This is a genomic window from Acidobacterium capsulatum ATCC 51196 (assembly GCF_000022565.1).
Lineage (GTDB): Bacteria > Acidobacteriota > Terriglobia > Terriglobales > Acidobacteriaceae > Acidobacterium > Acidobacterium capsulatum.
The window spans coordinates 148696-168338 of the sequence record NC_012483.1 but is presented as its reverse complement, the minus strand read 5'-3'; the positions used below and the strand labels follow the sequence as shown (position 1 = coordinate 168338).

Sequence of the window (19643 nt, the reverse complement as noted above, 5' to 3'; positions counted from 1 at the left end):
TTCTTTCACGATGGCGTGACGGGTGATCTCTTCGCGACTCGCGACCAGATGGCATAGACCGGAACACCGAGCAGAACAATCACGATGCCGGGCCACGTGTACTGAGGCTTGTAGCGCAATAATACGATACAAATCCACGCCGCCATGACGATGTAGAGCGCAGGGAGCACCGGATAGCCTAACGCTTTATAGGGTCGTTGTGCATCCGGACGTTTGCGCCGCAGCACAAAAAGGCTGCCAATCGTCAGGATGTAGAAGATCAGCTCCGAGCAGATGATGTAGTCCAGCAACTGGCTGTAGCTGCCAGAAATGCAGAGCACGCAGGTCCATACGCCCTGAATGAGCAGCGCAATCACCGGCGTCTTGTAGCGCGGATGCAGCTTTCCGGCTCCCTCAAAAAACAGCCGGTCGCGGCTCATGGCATAGTAGACGCGCGGTCCGGCCATGGTGAGGCCGTTGGCGCAGCCGAAGGTCGAGATCAGAATGGCCCCGGCCATCAGGTAGGCGCCGCCATTTGAAAAGATCTGCTGCAGCGCCGCCGTGGCCACGCGGTCATCGGCAGCATGGGCAATGCCGCGCGCCGCCACCGTCGCCCCGTGCGCATCGCCATGCAGAGGCAGCGCAAACAGATAAACAAAGTTGGCCAGAATATAGAGGCCCAGCACCACTCCTGTGCCCAGCACCAGCGAGAGCGGCAGATTGCGCCGCGGATTCTTCACCTCGCCCGCCGTATAGGTCACGTTATTCCACGCATCGGCGGAGAAGAGCGAACCGGTCTGCACCACGGCCAGAATGGTGAGCAGGCCCACCATTGTGACCGGGCCGCCCACGCCAATCTGCAGCGGATGCAACGTGTGCCAACCGGCGCCGGCCCAGAAATTATGGCCAAAGTTGGCGGCCATCGCCACGGCCTTGCGCCCAAACAGCACGCCCAGAATCACCAGCCCCAGCAGCGCCGCTGTCTTGGCCGTGGTGAAGACGTTCTGAATCAGCGCGCCCAGCCGCACCCCGAAGATATTCACGAATGTCAGCAGCAGAATGATCAGGATGCCGGTCAGATTGGCCGTGTTGACGCCAATGTCCATATTGCCCAGCACCATCGGCCCCACGTGCCATGCCGGAACGTGCCCGATGTGCCACAGCCAGTGCGAACTGGAAACAGACGGAAAGAAGACGCCCAGAAACTTGCCAAAGGCCACGGCCACGGCGGCAATCGTGCCGGTCTGGATGACAAGAAACAGCGTCCAGCCAAAGAGAAAGCCGGGCAGCGGCCCGAGTGCCTCGCGCAGATACACATACTGGCCGCCTGCGTCGGGCATCATGGCCGCGAGTTCACCGTAGCTGAGCGCACCGATGATGGTCATCACGGCCGTTACCAGCCAGGCGGCAATCAGCAGCGCCGGAGAGCCGGTGTCGCGGCTGATCTCTGCTGGAACCAGAAAGATTCCGGAGCCGATCATCGAGCCGACGACAATCGCCGTCGCGCTGAACCAGCCCAGCGTAGCCACCAGATGCGGCTGTTTCGAGGGAGCGGAGAAAGACTCTTCAGAAGGGGTCGTCACTTGGGTCATTTCTATCGGAAAAGCCTCAGAAAGTCTTTCGCATTCTTCCCGGCCTGCTCGGGGGCGATGGCGGGTCCGCGCTCCGCGCCAAGGCCAGTGCCGAAAATAGCTGAGATCACCGCAACGGAATCCGCGCCGGCCTCCATAACCGCAAGCGCCGTTTGCGGCGTGATGCCTCCGATCGCTACGAGCGGCTTCTGAGTCCGTTGCCGCGCGGTGCGCACGCCTTCGAGGCCCACCACCGGATCGGGATTCTGCTTGCTGGCTGTCGCAAAGACCGGGCCAATGGCAATGTAGTCCACAGCGGCATCGGCCACGGCGGCGACCTGGTCAGGATTGTGCGTGGAAATTCCGAGCACCCGGTCCGGCCCCAGGATGCGCCGCGCCTCGGCCGGCGTCATGTCGTGCTGGCCCACATGCACACCGTCAAACGCCGCCTGTTCCACCAGATGCACGCGATCATTCAGAATCAGCGTGGGCTCGGGCCCGGCCGCATCGCGAATCCAGCGGGCATCTTCGAGCACCTGCGTGTCGGTGTCCTGCTTGTTGCGGTATTGCAGAATGGTCACGCCGGCATCCACCACGCACCGCACCAGGCGCAGCAGTTCGCCGCGGCGCAGCGTAGGGTCCTGAGACAGCACACCGGCATCCAGAATGGGGTAAAGAGTAGGAAAAACAGCCCGGGGACTCACTCCCCGAGTGTAAGCCGAATCCCCTTCACCGGGAAAACCAGACTCCAAACACGAAGGCACAGCCCCGCACATGGCAGAGCTGCGCCGGAAGAATCAGCGGAGGCCGCTTCAGTTAAAAGGGACAGACGAGACCGGACCCAGATCAAGAATCTTCGCCTCGCAATCGTGGCAGGCTTCCAGAATCTCCCGCTCGACTGCGGTGCGATACCGGCCGAGTGTCGCGCCGCACCAGACACAGGTCAAAGTGTGATCTTTCTTTACCAGATGCAGGCTAGTGGTCTGAACTGGAACCGCATGCGTGCTTTTTACCGCGTAGGTCATGGCAGTGACTCCTCGTTTCCGAACGTCTGCCTCGGGAAAGAACCCTGACACTATCGCCGTGAGCGACTGGAGGGGCGGCAAGCTGTAAGTGAAGGTAGCTCCCGGATGACTGCAGGCCGTATATCTAATTGAGATGGTCCGGCTAGGAAAAGAGTAGCTCTATTTTCCGCAAAAGATAAGAATTTTCTAACAATAGCCGGTACTTCGGTGACGCATTCTTAGGTTTCTCAAAAATAGGCCGATAGGGTAACCATTCGGACTTTCTATGAGTGCTATGAACCTTACCCTGCCCCATGTGCTGATCGCCACCGCCGACCGTCAGACCCGGGACCGCATCCTGTCCATGCTCGATGCCTGGCGCTATCCTCATCTGCTGGTGGAAGATGGCCCTGCCGCCCTGCGGCTGTTGACCCAGGCGCAGCCGCCCAGCATTGCGGTCATCGACAACGAACTGGCGGGGCTGGCCGGCGTGCAGGTGATTCAGGCCGCCCGTAACCGCTATGACCAGAGCCGTACCTGGCTGATGCTGCTGGGCTCGCAGGCCAGTACCGGAGACGTTCGCATGGCCTCGGAGGCCGGGGCGGACGACTTTCTGCTGAAGCCGGTCGAGGAATTCGACTTCCGGGTGCGGCTGCGGGTCGCCGAACGAGTACAGATGCTGATGCAGGAGCTGCAGCAGCAGAGCGAAGCCGTGCGCTTCCACGCCTCCCACGACGCGATGACCGGTCTGCTGAACCGCGAAGCCATGCTGAAGCAGCTCTTTCAGGAGACAGACCGGGCGCAGCGGATGAAGACCCCGCTGTCTTATCTGCTGCTGGATATCGACTCCTTCTCGGGCATCAACCTGAACTATGGCTATGACTTAGGCGACCGCCTGCTGCAGGAGCTCGCCGGACGCCTGAAACGCCATCTGCGCAGCTATGACATGGCCGGCCGGTATGGAGAGGATGAATTTCTCATTGCCCTGCCCGGCTGCGCGCCAGACAGCCTGATTCCCATGGCCGAGCGCATGCGCAAGTCTGTGCTCGACAAGCCGTTTGACATCGGCAAGGAGCGGCTTGAAATCACCGCCAGCATCGGCGCGGCGCATAGCATGGGCCGCTCGCCGCTGGTGGTGCTGCGGGAGCTGGAAGCCGCGCTGGCCCAGGCCAAGATGGAAGGCCGCAACTGCATTCGCGAGGCCGGAGCCGCGCCCGAGCTGAACATGACTCTACTCGAACCGAATCCGATGCTGCTGCGTCTGCCGGAGATCGACCCGAAGAAGTTGAACTGAACCCAGAACCGATGCGGGAGCCGCCGGGAATCGCCGCATGCAATTCCCGGACAGCTCCGGCTCCGGCGGCTACTTGTCGGCGTAGCGCTCGTCCGCCGGCTCCTTCATGGCGGACTGATAGGCCTTTTCAAGCGCGGCGGGAACCGGGCGGTTCCCCATCGCCTGCTTCCAGAGAATCACGTTCAGGATGGCTGGATTGGCGCGATCCTCATGCTGGAAGTCCATCTTGAGCGAGGCCTGCGCGCCATAGGCGTGCTTCTTGTTCGCCGTGTAGATGAGCCCATTCTTTTCATTGGAATAATCGGCATTGTAGGCCGGCTGATCGCCCTTGCCCTGAAACTCCGGCGACATGACCGGCGCAAAGGCATCGTTGTTGTTCATCGGCGGAATTCCCTCCAACTCCTCGGCCGTGTGCAGCATGCTGGCCGTGGTGTAGAAGTGGCTATCCACCACAGGATGCGAGAGATGCGGCGAATACTTGCTGATGACGAGCGCGATGGAGCGGTGCGCGTCCACGTGATCGGCACCATCCTGCGCGTCGTCTTCGAGGATCAGGATCGCCGTGTCGTTCCAGTAGGGGCTGTGCGAGACCGCCTCCACCACGCGGCCCACCGCGAGATCGTTGTCGGCGACCGAGGCCTGCGGCGTCGGCATGCCGGGGCGGGTGCCCGCCGTGTGGTCATTGGGCAGACGAAGCTGCACGAAGTCTGCCATGGGGTCAGGCTTGCCCGCCTTCACGGCGGCGACCCAGCGGCGGAAGTGCGTCAGGAACTCGTTGACGCGCAACTGATCGGGGAAGGCCAACTGAAAGTCAGGATAAAGCGGGTCAAAGTGCCCCACCAGTTGCGGCATGGTCGCCGTGTTCTTGTAGATCAACGGAATCTTCCACGGATACTTGCTGACTCCGCCGCCATAGTTGGCCGGAATAGCCTCGCCGGGCAGAATGTAGGGATTCTTGCAGTAGTGCATCGGCTCGGGCGTGCCGTTGCGCGGATTCATGATCTGCGGCGTGCCGGTCGCCGCATTGCAGAAGGTGGAGGAGATGAACTCCGCGAAGTGATAGAGGCTCTTGCCGTGCTTCGCCAGGTCGGTCCAGATGTAGCCGCTCTCCGGCGTGTCCACGTCTGAGATGCCCTCGTTGAGCGGCACCCCGTTGGCCACGACGCCCTCAAAGTCGTAGGTGCGCTCGCTGCTGCGGTAGTTCTGCTGCCAGTCGCGCTCGGTATAGTCGCTGCTGATGGCCGCGTTGGACCACACATGCCCGTCGCCGGAGACCTCGCCCGAGTCATAAAAGTTGTCGAGCACGCCGAACTGGAGCGCCAGCTTGTGCTCGTTGGGCGTGATCTTCCAGCCATACATGGTCAGGTTGGCATCGCCGTTGCCCGCGCCCAGGTCGCCCAGAATCTGGTCATAAGTGCGGTTCTCTTTAATGATGTAGATCACGTGCCGGATGGGGTGGCCACCGACGGCAAAGGTCATCTGCTGCTGTGCGGCCTGCATGAGGTTGTCGCGCAGGGTCTCACGCGTATAGGCGGCCAGATGCGATGCGATGTCATGGCGGCTCACGGTCGCGAGCGAACCATGCAGCAGCGTGGCGATGTAGGTATGCGGGCTCTGGTAGTGGCGGCGCAGCTCAAGGGCGGAGGGGTGCGGCGACCTGGCCTGGGGGAAGTCATTCGGCCCGGTTCCCTTGCCCTTGCCGGTGGCGATGTAGACATTGCGGCCATCCACAGCCACGGCCATGGGCAGCCACTGGGTCGGAATGAACCCTGCTACGGGACGGTTTTTCTCCGCCGGATGCAGCACGGCCACGTTGTCTCCGCCGGCGTCGGCCACGTAGACGGTTTTGCCATCGGGCGAGACGGCCACGGCGTTGGGAATGGCGCCGAAGTACTTCTGCCCCGGCAGCCGGACGCTATAGAAGCGCTCCACGCGCATCTCGTTGCCGCGCAGGGCCACCTGGGCGACGCGATCGCGGTTGGCCAGTGCCACATAAAGCCGCTGGCCATCGGGGCTGAGCGCCATAGAGATGGGATGCGAGCTGGGCCCGGTCTTCACCGTGGGCGGCAGCAGCGCAAGGCGGCTCAGAATCTTGCCATTCGCCAGATCCAGCTCCACCACGGCCGAGCCATTCCAGAGGCCCACCCAGCCACGGCGGCCCTCGGGGCTCACCACGACAGAGATGGGGTAGGACGCCGGCACGATGCTCGCGTCCGCGAGATCAAAGCGGTGCAGAATGTCGCCGCTGGCGGCATCGAGCAGCAGCGCGTCGTCTGAGAACTCGTCGGCCACGAGCAGTTCATCGCCCTGAGCCGAGTGCACCACGGCCAGCCCGGTGGGCGCGGGGATCGCCATGCCCGCGGGCACCGGCTTGCCGATTGCGTTCTGCTTGCGCCCGCCGGCCAGCTTTTGCAGCGGAATGGGAATCTCGCGCTCGGGCGTCAGCTTGCCTGCGTCAAAGCTGTAGACCAGAATGCCGTTGCCGGTGTGGCTGGCATCCCGCTGCTCCGGAGCCGAAAGCGAGTCAGTGCTCACATACAGGTGCCGGCCGTCAGAGGAGAACGCAATCCCGTTGTAGAGGGTCTGCGAAGCCTCCAGCGCAAAACGCGGATCAGGATTGTCGGTGATCTTGCCGGTCTGCGTGTCGAGCACCGCGATGGATTGCTCATAGTTCGACTCGACGGTGCCGAAGCCGGCATTCACCACGGCGAGGTAGCGATGGTGGGGCGACCAGGCCACGCCCATGGGCAGCGAGTTGACCCGCTGCGGCGAACCCGGCACATCTCCGTAGATCATCTTACTGGTAGGCAGCGGAATTGCCGGTTGGCTTTGGGCAAAGGCGGGCGCGCAGAGCGCGAGTGAAAGCACAGAAACGACAGCGGCAGAACGCATGGGCATACCTGTAATCTTCTCCCCAAGCAGGTTAACGAAAGATGAAACCAACTCGAACCGAAATCGCCTTCTGCGGCATCATCAAATAGAAGACAGCAAAAACAGGAGCACATCGAATGCGCGAAATCACGCTCAGAATTGAGAACATGCACTGCGGCGCCTGTGTTCGCCGCGTCACCCAGACGCTCGAAAAGACGGGCGCCAAGGTGGAGGAAGTCCGCATTGGCGCGGCCCGCGTTCACGCGCCGGAGACGCTCGAAGACGCCACCTTGCTGCAATCGCTCGACAAGGCCGGTTATCACGCCATAGTTGAGGCCGCGCACGCCTGATGGCCTCCACTGCCCAGGCCGGCCGCACCGCACCAATGACCACGCGGCTGCGCGTGGAGGGCATGACCTGCGCTGCCTGCCAGTCGCATGTGGAGCATGCGCTGCGCGAGGTGCCGGGCGTCTCAGAGGCGAGCGTCAATCTGATGACGCACTCCGCCGAGGTGAGATGGGCGGCGGACACCACGCCCGGGCAGGCCGAGCTCGATGCGCTGGTGGCCTCGGTCTCCGACGCGGGCTACGATGCCTTTCCGCGCGAGGATAACGCCCCGGCCGCGCCCGAAGACCACCGCGCCGAGGAGCGCGGCCTGCGCAACCGGGCAGCCTTCACGCTCGCCGCCGGCATCGCCGTGATGATTGCCCAGATGGCCGTCACCCCGCACCTGACGGCAACGGGGCTTTTCGTGCTGCATCTGGTGCTGCTGGCGGTCACCCTTGTGGGCATGGTCTTTGGCGGAGCCGCCATCTACGCCGCCGCATGGCGGGCCGCCGTGCATCGCGGCACCAATATGAACACGCTGGTCGCGCTGGGCACGGGCGCGGCTTTTCTTTCGTCGCTGGTGGCGACCTTTGCGCCGGGCTTCTTTCTGCGCCATGGCATGTCGGCCGATGTCTACTACGACGCGGTGCTGCTGATTCTCGGCTTTCTGCTGGTGGGCCGCTGGCTGGATGCCCGCGCCAAGCGCCAGACCCTGAACGCGCTCAATGAGTTGATGAAGCTGCAGCCGGAGACGGCCCGCGTACTGCGCAATGGCGTCGAGGTTGCGATTCCCGCCGCCGAAGTCATGAGCGGCAACATTGTCGTGGTGCGCCCGGGCGAGCGCATTCCGGTGGATGGCATCGTGATCGAGGGCCGCAGCTCGGTGGATGAGTCGATCATTACCGGCGAAAGCCGCGCCGTGCCGCGCGGGGTAGGCGACACCGTGATTGGCGGCTCCCTCAACTATGACGGCGCACTGCAGTTTCGCGCCACGGCCGTGGGCGAGCAGAGCGTGCTGGCGCAGATGCTGCGCCTCATGGAGCAGGCACAATCCTCAAAAGCGCCGATGCAGCAGATTGCCGACCGCGCCAGCGGCATCTTTGTGCCCTCGGTACTCGGCCTCGCGCTGGTCTGCTTTCTCGTCTGGACGTTTCTCGGCCACGATGCCGGGCGGGCGCTCGCCATCGCCATCTCTGTATTGGTCATTGCCTGCCCCTGCGCCATGGGGCTGGCCGTGCCCGCCGCGCAGACCGTTGCGGTAGGCCGCGGCGCAAAGATGGGCCTGCTCTTCAAGGGCGGCGAGAGCGTCGAGCGCATGGCTCGCATCGATACGCTGCTGCTCGACAAGACGGGCACCATCACTGAGGGCAAGCCCTCGGTCATTGCGATGACTCCCGCGCCGGGCGTGACCGAGCAGCAGTTGCTCTCGACGGCTGCCGCAGTGGAGCAAGGCTCGGAGCATCCGCTGGCGCATGGCATTGCCGCCGCCGCCAAAGAACGCGGACTGGCGCTTGCGCCTGTGACCGACTTTCAGGCGCTGCCCGGCACCGGCGTGCAGGCACGGCTGAACGGAACGCTGATCTCCGTCCGCGCGGCCCGTGAAAGCGACGACAGCAGCACCGAAGGCACCCTGGTCGAGGTGTGGCAGGGCGAGCCGGGACAGGAAGTACGGCTCGGCTCCCTGGAGTTGCGTGATACCTTGCGCCCCGGCGCGGTGGAGGCGATTCGCAAGTTGCACGCGCTTGGGCTGCGCGTGGCCATGGTCACCGGCGATGCCGAGGCTCCGGCAAAGAGCATTGCCAGCGCCGCAGGAATTGAAGAAGTCGTGGCCCAGTGCCGCCCCGAACACAAGCTGGATGTGGTGCGGCAGCGGCAGGCCGCCGGACAGAACGTGGGCATGGTGGGGGATGGCATCAACGACGCCGCGGCGCTCGCCCAGGCCAACGCCGGCATTGCCATGGGCACCGGCACTGACCTGGCGCGCGAAGCGGGAGACATCATTCTCCTGGGCGGCCAGCCGACGCAGATTCCCGACGCGATTCTGCTCTCGCGCGCGACGCTGCGCATCATGCGGCAAAATCTGGGCTGGGCATTCCTCTATAACGTGCTGGGCATCCCTCTGGCGGCGGGCGTGCTGTATCCGGCGTTCCACATTCTGCTCAATCCTGCGGTGGCGGCGGCGGCCATGGCGCTCAGCTCGGTCAGCGTGCTCGGCAACAGCCTGCGGCTGCAACGATTTCAGGCGCGGTACACTCAAAGTTAGTTCTCGGGTGGTTCATCGTCTGTGCGCATTCTGACGCGGTACATTCTGCGCGAAATCCTCTCCCACGGGCTCATCGGGGGAGCGCTCTTTACCTTCGTGCTCTTCATGCCCAACCTCGGCGACCTGCTGGAGTTGGCGGTGCGCAACAGCTCGTCCATGGGGGCGGTCGGCGAAGCGTTTCTGCTGATGCTGCCCAACATCTTCGTCGTCGTCATTCCCATGTCCGTGCTGGTCGGCATTCTGCTGGGCCTCAGCCGCCTGGCGGCAGACAGCGAAGTCACGGCCATGCGCGCCTCGGGCATTGGCGTGTGGCGCTTTGTGGGCATCGTGAGCGTGATTGCCTGCGCGGCCTGGGGTCTGGGACTGGTCAATTCCCTCTACCTTGCGCCGTGGTCGTCGCGGCAGACCATTCACCTGGAGCAAAGCCTCGCCAACGCGCAGGCCTCCTATGAAGTGCAGCCGCGCGTCTTCTACGAAGACTTCAAGAACTACGTGCTCTACGTCGAAGACGTGAAGGCCGGGCGCGGCGCGGCCCGCTGGGGAAAGGTCTTCATCGCCAACCTGACCAATCCCGACGCACCCTCCATCACCACGGCTGAAAGCGCCACGGTGATCAATGGCCCCAACCAGACCATCCTGATGCGCCTGCATGATGGCGCGCAGCACCAGCTCTCGCCCACCGAGCCGGGCGACTATAACCTCTCCACCTTTACTGAGACCGACGTGCCTCTGCGCACCGGCTCGCAAGAGGATGTGCGCTTTCACCGCACTGACAAGCGCATTCTCGCCATGACCAACCGGGAGCTGATCGAGCGCTCGCACGGCAAGGGCGGCACATGGTTTTTCATTGAGCTGCAGAAGCGGCTCGCCTACCCCACGGCCTGCCTGGTGCTGATGCTGGTGGGCGTGCCGCTCGGCATGTCGTCGCGGCGCGGAGGCAAGAGCGGTGGCTTCGTCATCACCATAGCTCTGGTCTTCATTTATTACTTCCTCTCGTCTACGGGGACGGCGCTGGCCCGGCAAGGCAAGATTCCACCCCTGATCGGCGTGTGGATGGCCAACGTGCTCTTCGCCGGATGCGGCATTTTTCTGCTGCGCCAGATGTCTACCGGCGGAGCCGCCATCAATGCCATCGCCACGGCGGGCACCTGGTTTCGCTCGCGTAAAAAAGACGACGCGATCGACACGCGCCACGCTGTCTCGACCACGCGCCGCCGCCCGCTGCGCGGCCATTTTCCGCTGCTGCTGGATGAGTATGTGATTCGCGAATTTCTGCGGGTCTTTGTGATGGTGCTGGTCAGCTTTGTGATGCTGATGCTCTTCTTCACCTTTTTTGAGCTGGTGGGCGACATCATCCGCAACCACTCCTCACTGCTGGTCGTGGGCGAATACCTCATTGACCTGACGCCCAGCATGATCTACCTGATCACGCCGCTGGCGGTGCTGATTGCGGTGCTGGTGGTCTTTGGCCTGATGAACCGCTCGAGCGAAATCACGGCCATGAAGGCCACCGGCATCAGCCTCTACCGCATTGTGCTGCCCATCATGGTGATTGCCTCACTCATGGCCGTGGGGCTCTTCTTTTTCAACGAGTATTACGTGCCGCAGGCCAACCGGAAGCAGCAGGCCCTGCGCAATGAGATCAAGGGCCTGCCGGCGCAGACCACCAGTCATCCTGGCGAGCAGTGGATGTTTGGCAAGCGCGAGCCCGGGCACCCGGGCATGATTTTCTACTACCAGTATTTTGATCCGGACACGAATACCTTCCTGAATCTGACGGTCTTCGAGTTCGATCCGCAGAGCTTCACGCTCATGAAGCGCACCTTTGCGCAGATGGCCTCGTGGGACCAGAAGGACCATCGCTGGATATTGCAGGACGGCTGGACGCGCACCTTTGAAAACCACGAGATTCAGAGCTACCAGCCCTTTGCCGTCACCACGCTGCCGGAGATGATCGAGACGCCGCACTATTTTGAGAAGGATTTCCGCCAGTCCACGGAGATGAGCTTTGCGCAACTGCGGCACTACATCGCCGACCTGAGCCAGAGCGGCTTTGACACCGTGCGGCTGCGCGTGCAACTGGACCGCAAGCTGGCCGACCCGCTCATCACGCTGGTGATGGCCGTGCTGGCGGTGCCGTTTGCGCTCTCCATGGGCAAACGCGGCTCGCTGGCGGGGGTCTCGGTCGCGATCGGGGTGGCGATTGCCTACTGGCTCATCTCGGGCACCTTTGAAGCGATGGGAGATGTGAGCATGCTGCCCGCGTTCCTGGCCGCGTGGTCGCCCGATATATTGTTCGCACTGGCTGGAACTTACCTGCTTCTGCGAACATCTACTTAAATAACGCCCTTATGTTCCGCAAGCTCAAGCCGCTCGTCCCGTATTTGAAACGCTATCGCCGCCAGTTCTTCTGGGGCGGCGTCTCGGTCGTCTGCAGCAATGCCATCTGGATCTTCTTTCCCCAGGTGATTCGCGCGGCGGTCGATGACCTGAACTCGGGCGTGACAAAGCAGAAGATTCTGTTCTATGCCGGGCTGCTGGTCGCCGTCGCCGCGGCCAAGGGTGTCTTCCTGTTTCTGACCCGCTGGATCATGATCGGCATCTCGCGCGAAATCGAGTTCGATCTGCGCAATGACATGTTCCGGCAACTGGAACGCCAGCCGGCCAGCTACTTTCACCAGAACCGTACCGGCGACATCATGGCGCGCATGACCAATGACCTCAATGCAGTGCGCATGCTGCTGGGGCCGGCCATCATGTACAGCGCCAACACGCTGCTCTTCACGCTGGGCTCGCTTTATTTTCTGCTGCGCATCAGCCCGCGCCTCACGCTGCTGGCGCTGGCGCCGCTGCCGCTGGCCAGCATTCTGGTGCAAGCTCTGGGGCGCAGGATTCACGAGCGCTTCGAGCGCATCCAGGCCATGTTCTCTGACATTTCGGCGCAGGCGCAGGAGAACTTCTCCGGCGCGCGGCTCATCCGCGCCTTTGCGCAGGAAGAGGCGCAGATTCAGGCCTTCGAGAAATCGAATCGCGAGTACATTCGCCGCAGCCTGCGCCTGGTGCAGCTCATGGGCATGCTGTGGCCCACGCTCGAATTCATTCTTGGGCTGGCCATCGCCATTGCCCTGCTGGTCGGCGGCCACGAGGTCATTCGGCACCAGATCAGCGTGGGCGATTTTGTCGCCTTCACCACCTACATGCTCATGCTGACGTGGCCCATCATCGCGCTGGGCTGGGTAGTGAATCTGTTTGAACGCGGCACAGCCTCGGTCATGCGCGTGCATGAGCTGCTGACGGCCAAGCCGGCGATTGATGAATCGCTCGCACGCCCGGATCTGAATGGCGTGCCGATCACGGGCGAGGTCACCTTCCGCAATCTCAACTTTGCCTATGACAACGGCACAGAAGTGCTGCACGGCATCGATCTGACCATTCCGGCCGGAGGCAGCCTGGCCATCGTGGGGCCGACCGGCTCGGGCAAGACGACGCTCGTCAACCTGATTCCGCGCCTCTACGATGCAGCCTACGGCAGCGTGCTGATCGATGGCCGCCCCATTCAGGACTACGGCTTCGAGACCCTGCGCTCGCAGATCGGCTTTGTGCCGCAGGAAAGCTTTCTCTTCAGCACCACGATTCGCGAAAACATCGCGCTGGGCGCGCCGCACGCGACTCCCGAAGAAGTCATGGAAGCCGCGGAAGCGGCGCACATTCGCGCCGAGTTTGAGTTGTTTCCGCACGGCTTTGAGACGGTGGTGGGCGAGCGCGGCATCACGCTCTCCGGCGGGCAGAAGCAGCGCTCCGCGCTGGCGCGCGCCATTCTGCGCCGCCCGCGGATTCTGATTCTCGACGACGCGCTGGCCAGCGTGGACACGAATACCGAAGAGCAGATTCTCACGCACCTCGGCCGAGTGATGGAAGGCCGCACGACCATCCTGATCTCGCACCGGGTCTCCACGGTGCGCCACGCCGACCATATCGCCGTGCTGGTGCATGGCCGCATTGTGGAATATGGCACGCATGACGAGCTGATGGCCCGCAACGGCTACTATGCCGATCTGCACCAGAAGCAGCAACTGGAGGAAGAGCTGGCCGTCACGCAGTAGAGAGACATTTGCCAGTTGTCAGTCCACAGTTGTCAGTTGCCAGTGGCCAGTTCTCGGTTGTGATTCATAGCCGGCGGCGGGTAGTTTCCAGTGGTCAGCGATGACTGCTCTGTCGCAGTCGCCTGCCTTGCCCGGCGTCATTCTGAGTCGCGACGCGGTGTGAGACGGAGCACAAAGCGGAAGAGAGCGGATCACCGGAGGCCAACCACCGCGGAACTGCCACTGACTGCCGAGCACTGGGGACTGACAACTGAGGACTGAAAGCTGACCACTGGCAACTGTGGACTGATAACTGACAACTGGAGACTGCTTCTCACGCCGACCAGCGTGCCGAGGCCATCGCCGGCTCCTGCGCAAGGGTGCTGTGGGTGAGTTGCGGAGCCTGCGACTCCTGCTCCAGCATGCGGAGCACTTCGGGATCGCGGGCGACTATGTTCCATGCCTCGCGCACATCGCGCACGCAGGCCATGGCCTCTTCGAGGCGCTTCACCGAGGCCAGCCGCGAGCCTTCCAGGCACAGGGCAAAGATAGCGGCGTAAAACTCCGAGAGCGACTGCGCCGACGTGCCGCCGACATCCATGCGTAACCGCGATTGCAGATGCATCAGGATATCGAGTACGCGTTTGATGGCTACACGCCGCCCGGAGGTATCCCCGCGCTCGATGGCGGCCACCGCCTCATGAAGAAAACGGATCATTCCGTCATACAAGGCGACGATCAGCTCGACCGGATTCTTTCCGGCCAGCGCTTCCTTCTGATAATTCATTCTGTTTACCCGTTGTAGACCTTGTCGTATCCGGTGATGGCGCTGTACATCTCATTGACCTGATTCAACTGCATGGGGATCTCCTGCAGCGTAATGTTGGCCTGGTTCAGTTGACTGGTCAGTTCCGTTTTCTGCTGGCTGATGAGGTTTTCTTCGTTGCTGATATTAGTGTTCAACTGCGACTCGACCGTTGAATTCTCCTGCAGCGCCAGATAGATCGCGCCGCTCGATCCGCTATTGCCCAGGTTGCTCAGCACCGAGGTCATATTGCCGCCAAACGAGGTGTAGCCGCCGCTCGGCTGCAGGAAGTTCACCACGTCCTGATAGTTGCTGTTCAGCAGAGAGTTGAGAGTGTCACTGTTGAGCGTCAGCGTGCCGTCATTGTTGACGGAAATGCCCAACTGCGTGGCGGAAGTTACCCCGTTGGCCACCGAAGAGCCGAAAGCGACCGCGCTGCCCGTGGTCGTGTCGGTGAGGCTGCTGGTGATGCCGATAGCGCCGGTCGAGCCACTGGTTGCATTCACCAGGCTCAGCGTGGAGTCGCTGCCGGAAGTGATCACACTGGCCGTCACGCCCAGATTTGCGGAATTGATGGCCGAGGCGAGGCCGGCCAGCGTCGGGGTGCTGCTGTTCACATTCACGGTCTGTGCCGTCCCGCCACCCACCGAGATGGCAATGCTGCCCGAGAGCGTGTCCTTGGTCCCGATGGTCGTCGAGGTGGAGGCGGCGTTTGCAGGTTGCGCAAAGTTCAGGGCGCTTTCGAGCGTCTGCTGCAGCGTAGCGATCGTCGGATTGCCGAAGAGCGGCTCCGGGGTTCCCGAGGAGGTATTGCCCTCCTGGGTGTTCAAATCGCCGACCACCTTGTTGTACGCGGTCACAAAGTTACTCACCGCCGTCTCCACCGCCGTATTGTCATTGGTGATCTGCACCTGCACATTGGTGCCGGGCGAGGCACTCAACAACTGGAACGTTACCCCGGGCAGCGCATTCGAGACCGTATTCGAGGCGCTGGTCAACGCAATGCCATCCACCGTCAGCTTCGCATCGGCCCCGGCCTGCGCCTGCGTGAAGCTGACGGCGGAGCTGGTGGTGGTGTCAGCCAGCGATCCACCGACCGTAATGTTACCCCCCGAGCCGCTGGTATTGCTCACCAGCTCCAGCCGTGAGCCAGAGGAGTCGGTGAGCACATTGGCCGTGACCCCATAGCTGCCCGAGTTGATGGCACTGGCCAGCGAAGACAGCGTGTTGTTAGTGGAATTGATATTGATGGTCTGCGCGCTGCCGCTGCCCACCTGAATGCTCAAGGAGCCGGAGAGCGTGTCGGTGGCTGCCACTGCGTTGCTGTAATACGAAGAGGTCTGCGCCAGGCTCGTCACCACGATAGTGTGGCTGCCGGCCACCGCCGTCGCGGCCGCCGAGGTCAACTCAAGCACCGAGGTGTCAGAGCTGGACCCTTGCTTGCCGGCCAGCACGCCCTGAAAATCTGTGAGCGCCTGCAGCGATGTGGACAGCGCGCTGAGATCGGTGCCAATGCTGGTCAGCGCCGTATCCTGCGATTGCAGGCTGGTCAACTGATTCTTCCAGGGTGTTTCCACCGCCTGCAGATTGGTCACAATGTTGTTGACGGTTGTGGTCACGTCAAATCCCTGACCACTCGTGGGCGAACCGAAGGAAAGACCTACCGTGCTCATGCAGAGTGTATCGGCAGGGGAAAAAGAAACTTGATGAGGGCTGTCGAGAGGCTCCCGGGCGCGCGAGCGAAAAAAGAACGCGGAGGGCCGAAGCCCTCCGCGGGTTGGGATATGACGGTGGAACTACTGGAGGAGCTTGGTGACGAGTTGCTGCATGCTGTTGGCCTGCGCGAGCGCACTGATGCCGGTCTGAGACAGGATCTCGTACTTCGACATCTGCGAGGTCGCCGAGGCATAGTCGGTGGCCATGACGGAGTTCTCCGCGGAGGTGACGTTCTCCTGCTGCGTCGTTTCTACGTTGGCTACCGCATTCAGTGTGTTAATCTGCGCACCGATGTAACCACGCTGCGCGGCCACGTCGCTGATGGCGCCGTTCAGAGCGCTGAGGGCGTTCTGGGCATCGGCACTGCTGCTCAGGTCGGTCGTGGAAAGGTTCGCGGTCGTGTCGCCACCGGAGGCGGCTACATAGTCAATCGTCGCCACGCCCTTGGTCGAGGTGGCCAGCGTGCTGGCAATCGTGGTTGGCGTATCGGTGACAGCCGTGGCGCCTTCGGCGATTGCCACCGACGAGTTGGTGTTGGTCAACAGGATGCCGGTATCGCCGGCATTGACGGTGCCGCTGGCGAGGCCCACAGCGCCAGCCGTGGTGAAGGATGCCGTCACGCCAGGAATGCCGTCCTTGTTGATCTCCTGGATGAGGCCGCTGACCGTGGTGGCTGTCGTGGTGATGGTGCTGGTGGTACCGTCGGCGTTGGTGATCGTGAACTTGAGCGCGCCGCTGATGGCATCGCCCTGGGTTGCCGCCGTGGTCAGCGCGCCGGAGGTGTCCTTCGAGAGATCGACGAACTGACCCGAGGAGCTCTGCTGCACCGTGCCGCCAGCATCACCCACCGAAGACGAGGTCAAGGGAGCGAAGTAGAGGTTGTCGATCGACGAACCGGAGCTCGAAGAGTCGCCCGTGTAGATGGACACGCCGGCTGCCGCGCCGGTGAAAACCTGCTTGGAATTGTAGGTGGTCGTCGAACCGATGTTATTGATTTCGGAAAGGATCGACTGATACTCCTGGTTGGCGGCCGCATCCTGTGAACTGTTCAGCGTGCCGTTCGAGGCCTCAGTGGCCAGCGTGACCGCGCGGTTGAGCAGGCTGGTCACCTGGGAGAGCGCGCCGTCGGCCACCTGCAGCAGGCCCACGCCTTCGCTCGCATTGGTCGAGGACTGCGTCAGAGCCGCCGAGTTGGCCTGCAGGCCGTTGGCCAGCGAGAGGCCGGCCGCATCGTCGGCGCCGGAGTTGATGCGCGAACCAGAGGAGAGCTGCGTCAGAACATTCTGCAGGCTCGACTGTGTCTGGTTCAGGTTATTTTCGGCATAGAGAGCCGAGATGTTGTTCAGAACGCCCAGGGACATAAGAGGATGACTCCTTTGTTAGCGGTTGCGGTTTGGGGGTCCGGACCAGAGCCGCTTCAGACTGCCAGCCAGCACCGGGGAACCTCTGCACACACCGGCTTCATCGGCGTGGCCCCGGGGTGCTTTATGCGAGGCCAGGAGTTTGGCACGCTGCGTGCGTGAGGCGCTTTCGGTGCTTCCCTGCATCAACCCTTGCGCGCCTTCGCCGATAACCTCTCCGAGGCATGCAACGCACATGATTTCTCTGACTCGTTTGAATGGAGCCCCTTTTGTCGTCAACAGCGACCTCATCAAGTCGATGGAGGCCTCGCCCGATACGATGCTGACCCTGATTCATGGGGAAAAGATCGTGGTACTGGAGAGCTGCGATGAGGTGATCGAGCGCATGACCGCCTACCGGGTGAAGGTGCTGGCGCGGCTGGCCCATGACCTGCCGGAGGCGGCGGCGCGGCTGAGCGCGCACTCCGCCGGGGAAGCAGACATGGCGCGAGAAGCTTATCAGGAGTTCAAGCGCCAGGGCATTGTGCCCGATCTGGCGGCCGTTCACCGGCGCCGCTCGCAGGACTAGAGCAGTTCAGGAAATACTGTGAACTTTCCTGCGGTTTCCTGGGTCGTCGCTCCCTGTTGGTCGCGACGACTTGGCGACAGAGGCTTCGAGCTACGCCATTTCCTAAACTGCTTTCACCGGCACGCCGGTATCTCCGGCAGCAGTCACAGATTCGCCCACAGGAGTAACAGATTATGGATACCAGCAGTCTTGGAGGCATTCTCCTTGCGTTGGCCGGCATTCTTGCTGGTCTTTTGTTGGAGGGGGGCCGCATTGACCAGATCATGCAGCCGACGGCGGCGATGATCGTCTTTGGCGGCACGCTCGGCGCGGTGATGCTGCAGTACCCCCTGGCCACGGTGCTGGCGGCGCTGCGGCGTCTGGCGCAGGTGTTCTTTCAGGGCAAATCGGCCGGGCAGGCGACGCTCAAGCAACTGGTGGAGTTTGCCAACAAGGCGCGGCGTCATGGCATTGTTTCGCTCGATCAGGATCTGGCCAAGATCAAGGAGCCGTTTTTGAAGCAGTCGATCATGCTGGCCGTCGACGGCACCGAGCCGGCCGAGCTGCGCAAGATCATGGAGTTGCAACTGGACAACCTGACCGAGCGCGAGGAGAAGATTCCGGCCGTGTTTGAGTCAGCCGGGGGCTTTTCGCCGACCATCGGCATCATTGGCGCGGTGCTGGGCCTCATCCAGGTGATGCAGCACCTCGATCACATCGATCAGGTAGGCCGAGGCATTGCGGTGGCCTTTGTGGCGACCATCTACGGCGTGGCGGCGGCGAACCTGGCCTTTTTGCCCATCGCGGGCAAGCTGCGGCACCGCATTCGCGAGGAACACCGTGTGAAGGAGATGGTGATTGAGGGCGTTATCTCGATTCTGGAAGGCATGAATCCGCGCATGATCGAGGTGAAGCTGGAATCCTTTTTGGGTGCCGGCAGCAAGGCGAAAGGCAGAAAGGCAAAAGAGAGCGCCGAGGCGGCGACCGAAGAGGTTCCGGCATGAGGCGCAAGCGCCACGAGAGCCATCCCAACCACGAGCGCTGGCTGGTCTCCTACGCGGACTTCATCACGTTGCTTTTTGCGTTTTTCGTGGTGCTGTACGCGAGTTCAAAGGCCGATCTGCGCAAGCAGCAGCAGTTTGCGCAGTCGATTCACTCGGCCTTTACCGCGCTCGGGCTTTTTCCTGAGAACGGGCACGGCAAGGGACCGGTGCCCGAGGCCAATCCCCCAGCCGACACGGCGCTGCAGACGCAGGAAAATCTCGAAAAAATGCGCGAGCAGTTGCAGAAGAAGCTCGCCGCGCAGATTGCCGCGCACCAGGTCGCGCTGCAGCTTGGCCCCGACGGGTTGGTGATCTCGCTGCGCGAGGCCGGTTTTTATGACAGCGGATCGGCCACACCCAAGCCCTCGTCAATGGGCGCGGTCGGCATCATTGCGCATGAGCTGTACCAGGTGCCGTACGCGCTGCGCATCGAGGGCCACACCGACAACGTGCCGATCCACACGGCGAAGTTTGACTCGAACTGGGAGCTTTCGACTGCGCGCGCCACCACGATGGCCCGGCTGCTGATTGAGAACTTTGGCGTTGCGCCGCAGCGGCTCTCCGCCGCCGGGTATGCGCAGTATCATCCCATCGCGTCAAATGCGACAGCCGCGGGACGCGCCGAGAACCGCCGCGTGGACATCATCGTGCTGCCGCACCTTTCGGTCGCGGACAGTTTTGGCGGCACCGCGCCTCCACCGGCAGGCGGCAAGCCCTCGCCGGATGTTGGCTTGGCACGGAAATAAGGGGCGCATTTTCCCCGGGTCCGAACAGACGGAC

General features: G+C 62.5%; 15 protein-coding genes. 8 read left to right on the top strand and 7 right to left on the bottom strand.

Annotated features, from left to right (window positions below):
• Positions 1-5: 5 nt before the first annotated feature.
• The 3 genes from ACP_RS00610 to ACP_RS00600 form a co-directional block, all read right to left on the bottom strand.
• Positions 6-1571, bottom strand: coding sequence for an APC family permease (locus ACP_RS00610; protein WP_012680527.1), 1566 nt, complete (start codon positions 1569-1571; stop codon positions 6-8).
• Between the two features lie 2 nt (positions 1572-1573).
• Entirely contained in the window at positions 1574-2203 is a 630-nt protein-coding gene (thiE, locus tag ACP_RS00605) for a thiamine phosphate synthase (protein WP_169305882.1), read from the bottom strand.
• 159 nt (positions 2204-2362) lie between these two features.
• Entirely contained in the window at positions 2363-2575 is a 213-nt protein-coding gene (locus tag ACP_RS00600) for a hypothetical protein (protein WP_041839142.1), read from the bottom strand.
• Positions 2576-2849: 274 nt separating this feature from the next.
• On the opposite strand from ACP_RS00600, the gene ACP_RS00595 reads away from it, so the two are divergent.
• Positions 2850-3848, top strand: coding sequence for a GGDEF domain-containing response regulator (locus ACP_RS00595; protein WP_012680525.1), 999 nt, complete (start codon positions 2850-2852; stop codon positions 3846-3848).
• Positions 3849-3917: 69 nt separating this feature from the next.
• Here ACP_RS00595 and ACP_RS00590 read toward each other — a convergent pair whose 3' ends face one another.
• Complete coding sequence (locus ACP_RS00590) at positions 3918-6746, bottom strand: bifunctional YncE family protein/alkaline phosphatase family protein (RefSeq protein WP_012680524.1); 2829 nt, start codon at positions 6744-6746, stop codon at positions 3918-3920.
• A gap of 110 nt (positions 6747-6856) precedes the next feature.
• On the opposite strand from ACP_RS00590, the gene ACP_RS00585 reads away from it, so the two are divergent.
• The 4 genes from ACP_RS00585 to ACP_RS00570 are packed head-to-tail and all read left to right on the top strand — an operon-like array spanning position 6857 to position 13412.
• Positions 6857-7069, top strand: a complete 213-nt coding sequence (locus tag ACP_RS00585; protein WP_041839141.1) for a heavy-metal-associated domain-containing protein — start codon at positions 6857-6859, stop codon at positions 7067-7069.
• The gene (locus ACP_RS00580) at positions 7069-9309 is read left to right on the top strand and encodes a heavy metal translocating P-type ATPase (RefSeq protein WP_041839140.1); all 2241 of its coding nucleotides are present in this window, start codon (positions 7069-7071) and stop codon (positions 9307-9309) included. Before ACP_RS00585 ends, ACP_RS00580 begins: the two co-directional genes overlap by 1 nt.
• Before the next feature lie 21 nt (positions 9310-9330).
• A complete protein-coding gene (gene lptG, locus ACP_RS00575) occupies positions 9331-11649 on the top strand; it encodes an LPS export ABC transporter permease LptG (RefSeq protein WP_012680522.1) in 2319 nt (772 codons plus the stop codon).
• 11 nt (positions 11650-11660) lie between these two features.
• Positions 11661-13412 carry an ABC transporter ATP-binding protein gene (locus ACP_RS00570; protein ID WP_012680521.1) on the top strand — a complete coding sequence of 584 codons (1752 nt, stop codon included), beginning with the start codon at positions 11661-11663 and terminating at the stop codon, positions 13410-13412.
• A gap of 313 nt (positions 13413-13725) precedes the next feature.
• Here ACP_RS00570 and ACP_RS00565 read toward each other — a convergent pair whose 3' ends face one another.
• The 3 genes from ACP_RS00565 to ACP_RS00555 all read right to left on the bottom strand — a co-directional run bounded on the left by ACP_RS00565 (position 13726) and on the right by ACP_RS00555 (position 17273).
• Positions 13726-14178: a flagellar export chaperone FliS gene (locus ACP_RS00565; protein WP_012680520.1), complete on the bottom strand. Its 453-nt coding sequence runs from the start codon at positions 14176-14178 to the stop codon at positions 13726-13728.
• Between the two features lie 5 nt (positions 14179-14183).
• Positions 14184-15869 carry a flagellar filament capping protein FliD gene (gene fliD / locus ACP_RS17960; RefSeq protein ID WP_012680519.1) on the bottom strand — a complete coding sequence of 562 codons (1686 nt, stop codon included), beginning with the start codon at positions 15867-15869 and terminating at the stop codon, positions 14184-14186.
• A gap of 123 nt (positions 15870-15992) precedes the next feature.
• Positions 15993-17273, bottom strand: coding sequence for a flagellin N-terminal helical domain-containing protein (locus ACP_RS00555; protein WP_012680518.1), 1281 nt, complete (start codon positions 17271-17273; stop codon positions 15993-15995).
• Between the two features lie 235 nt (positions 17274-17508).
• Between ACP_RS00555 and ACP_RS00550 the strand changes: the two genes are divergently transcribed.
• The 3 genes from ACP_RS00550 (at position 17509) to ACP_RS00540 (ending at position 19609) form a co-directional block, all read left to right on the top strand.
• Complete coding sequence (locus ACP_RS00550) at positions 17509-17841, top strand: flagellar FlbD family protein (RefSeq protein WP_012680517.1); 333 nt, start codon at positions 17509-17511, stop codon at positions 17839-17841.
• Positions 17842-18014: 173 nt separating this feature from the next.
• Positions 18015-18824: a flagellar motor protein gene (locus tag ACP_RS00545; RefSeq protein WP_012680516.1), complete on the top strand. Its 810-nt coding sequence runs from the start codon at positions 18015-18017 to the stop codon at positions 18822-18824.
• Positions 18821-19609 carry a flagellar motor protein MotB gene (locus ACP_RS00540; protein WP_012680515.1) on the top strand — a complete coding sequence of 263 codons (789 nt, stop codon included), beginning with the start codon at positions 18821-18823 and terminating at the stop codon, positions 19607-19609. Before ACP_RS00545 ends, ACP_RS00540 begins: the two co-directional genes overlap by 4 nt.
• Positions 19610-19643 lie beyond the last annotated feature (34 nt).